This window comes from Okeania sp. SIO2B9 (genome assembly GCF_010672505.1).
In the GTDB taxonomy this organism is placed as follows: Bacteria; Cyanobacteriota; Cyanobacteriia; order Cyanobacteriales; family Microcoleaceae; genus Okeania; species Okeania hirsuta.
On the sequence record NZ_JAAHGK010001019.1, the window covers coordinates 1 to 2,837 of the forward strand.

2 protein-coding genes are annotated in these 2,837 nt (G+C 35.8%); one reads left to right on the forward strand and one right to left on the reverse strand.

All coding sequences use genetic code 11. The features are described from left to right. Nucleotides 1-528: 528 nt before the first annotated feature. Entirely contained in the window at nt 529-2,184 is a 1,656-nt protein-coding gene (locus tag F6K13_RS26730; RefSeq protein ID WP_124143668.1) for a hypothetical protein, read from the forward strand. A 206-nt stretch (nt 2,185-2,390) separates the two neighbouring features. Here F6K13_RS26730 and F6K13_RS26735 read toward each other — a convergent pair whose 3' ends face one another. Beyond that, entirely contained in the window at nt 2,391-2,702 is a 312-nt protein-coding gene (locus F6K13_RS26735) for a hypothetical protein (protein ID WP_124143669.1), read from the reverse strand. Between the last annotated feature and the right edge of the window lie 135 nt (nt 2,703-2,837).

A 2,837-nucleotide genomic window follows, 5' to 3' on the forward strand; every position in this document is an offset into this window, starting at 1 on the left:
TTTGGTGTGTTAGCGCCCTTTCCTTGGACTACATCATTGCCGGAGTATAAATTGTTTTGAGAATCCCACTAAACATTAAAATATTAGAGTTGTGAGGAAATAAAAACTAAAACTGCTCAAAAGCTTAAAACTCAGACAATGCCAGATTTTTCCTTCTTCCTTCTGTTGTAGATAATGAATCCCCTAGATAACTAAAGCTTTCTTCCTTCTTCCTTCTGCTATAAAAGCTACATCCGCTAGTCCTAGAGAATTGAGAATTGAATTATTTCTTAATAAATTCAAAAAACTGCCGTAAGACAGGAAGTTTAATTTTTGTCTATACTAAACTAATAAAATAAAATGTTAAATGAATTTTGTTATAGATACTTAACCTAATAATTATCTATCCTTAAATAAAATGTATTTTTTTGCTAACTGTATTACTCGCCGTATTACTCATATATATAAACATATAAAATAGTTGACGCTGAGAGATGATAACATTAATATAATAATCAAAAGGCAATCTGTAAATCCTAGGTGAAAGCAATGCCAGAAGCGGAACTTCCTGGAAACCAAAATTTACCAGAAACCAATAATCCAGTAAGTAATCAGAAACTGGGCCATGACGATCATGTAGACCAAATCAAACCAGCTCTTGAATCAGAAATACACACATCTGTCCCAGAGGATGATGAGTGGGAAACAGTTAATTTTCCTGGTGTCATTAGTGTCGATTCAATTCCAGTAGTAGGAACAGCTTCAGCAGAAGCCAAAAATTTAGTACCAACCAATCAAAATCAACCTCAAAAAAAGTCCCAGGAAATTTCAGAAATTAAAGTCCGCCCAACAAAAGACTCCATTGAATATCTAGAATCTACAAATCTCATGGAAGCTCTACATGATTGTAACCGCGAACTGGTAAATCGAGTTACAGACCTAGAAACAGCCTTAGAAGAATGTCAAGAAACTCTAGAAAATCAAGAAAAGTTGCTAGAAGAAAGAACTAAAGAATTAGCAGCAACTCAACAACAGGTAACTCGCCTATTCTACAAGTTGGAACTATGTAATCAAATTATTCAACGTCAGGAAGTTTTAGTAGAGTCTCTAACAGACAAGTGGGATGTGAGTCAGCAACAACAGGCGCAAATGGAACGAGAATGTGCCTTAACCAAACAATCTTACAGTCAACAAATTTATCATCTCAAAGAATTAGAAAATAGTTGCAAAGAATTGCGGGCAAGACTATACCGCCAGCAGCAGCAAACTCTACAGTTTAAAGCAGCATTAGAAAGATGCTTAGAAATGCCAGGGAGAATAGATACAATGGATATACCAACAGAAATATCTACAGAAGAATCTCCGGTAATAGCATCTCAGGTGAATTCTTTATCTGAACCTCAAAAACAAGAACATCTCTTTGTCAACTTTAACACTAAAAAACCACCCTCATTAAATTCCGAACCAGTTAAACCTTGGTCGCCACAGCAAAAAAATCAACAGCAGCAAGAAGCTCTTTTTAGCAAGAAAGAAAAAAATATTGCCAAAATTAGCCTGGGCAAGAAAATAGATTTACCACAAGCTTTAGCAGAACCTGAACAGGTAGAATTATCAGACCAAAATATTTCTCAAAATGAGTTGCCTCAAGAGGTCAGTACAAGTCAATTAAATCCTAGTTTACCCTCGTTTAGTAGAATAGGTGAAGACCCAAATTATGAATTGATAGATGAAAAATCACCAACAATGGCATTAGAAGAGATAGAGTCAGAAGAATATGTAGTTATGGAGGAAAACTATTTAGATGAATATAGAAATTCATCTCAGGAAGTAGAAAAATTGGCAGAAAATAACATAATAGTAGAGGAATATCTAGAAGGTGATACTTCTGAAGATAAAGCAATAACAACAATTAAAAGCGAACGCATATCATGGAATATAGCTACAGGAAAGTGGAATGTTAGTGAGTATCAAGAAGAGCCTGAAAAAGACATAGATCCAGAAGGCTTTTTTGAAGTATCAGAGGATGTGCAGCGCAGTAAATTAGATCTACCAACTTGGGAACCACTTGTATTTGAATCTGAAGTTCTTGAAGAAGATGTGGCATCAGAAGTCCCACAAAAACAGCACCTGTCACTAGGAGCAATAGATTTACCCAGCTTTCCTAGAATTCCTATTGACGATCAACCATCGGCAGTGAATGGGTAAAATAAACATCTCCAAAAAAAATCTAGAAACGTTGATCAAGAGGCAGGGGTAGGGGGGGGAACTTGCTGTGGACAAATAGCAGAATTTTTTTTGAACGCGCTATTAAATGGACCGTATAAACGTTTCTAGAATAGGAATATTTATTATTTTCTGGAGATATCTAATATAATTTGTCAGAAGCAAGTAATAGACTAGAAAATATTTAACTACATAACAACCGCATCTGGATCGTCAGTAAGACCTGTTCCCCGCACCTCTGTATAAGCCCATTGAGAGCCATCAAAAACATTATACCAAAGCCAGCCACTATCTCCCCTGCCTTGGTGAAATACATAGATTTGGTCATTGTATACTACTACTGATGGACTCGAAGTTATACCAGTTTTCCCTACCTTTGTATCACCAGCCCATTCAGAGCCATTAAAAACATTATACCAAAGCCAGCCACTATCTCCCCTACCTTGGTGAAACACATATACTTTGCCATTGTATACCACTGCTGTCGGTAATATAATCATTGTCCCTAATACCAATTCCCATGCATTAATGCGATACTTCCGATGAACTTCAGTTATTAAGTAATAATAATCGTTTAGTAATGTTTATAACGATTATCGGCATTAAACCAAGATATCTTATCTCTTTTCACCCTA

Excerpts from the sequence above, each read along its gene's own strand:
- F6K13_RS26735 (WP_124143669.1), bottom strand. The coding sequence starts at position 2,702 with ATGATTATATTACCGACAGCAGTGGTATACAATGGCAAAGTATATGTG.
- F6K13_RS26730 (WP_124143668.1), top strand. The coding sequence starts at position 529 with ATGCCAGAAGCGGAACTTCCTGGAAACCAAAATTTACCAGAAACCAAT.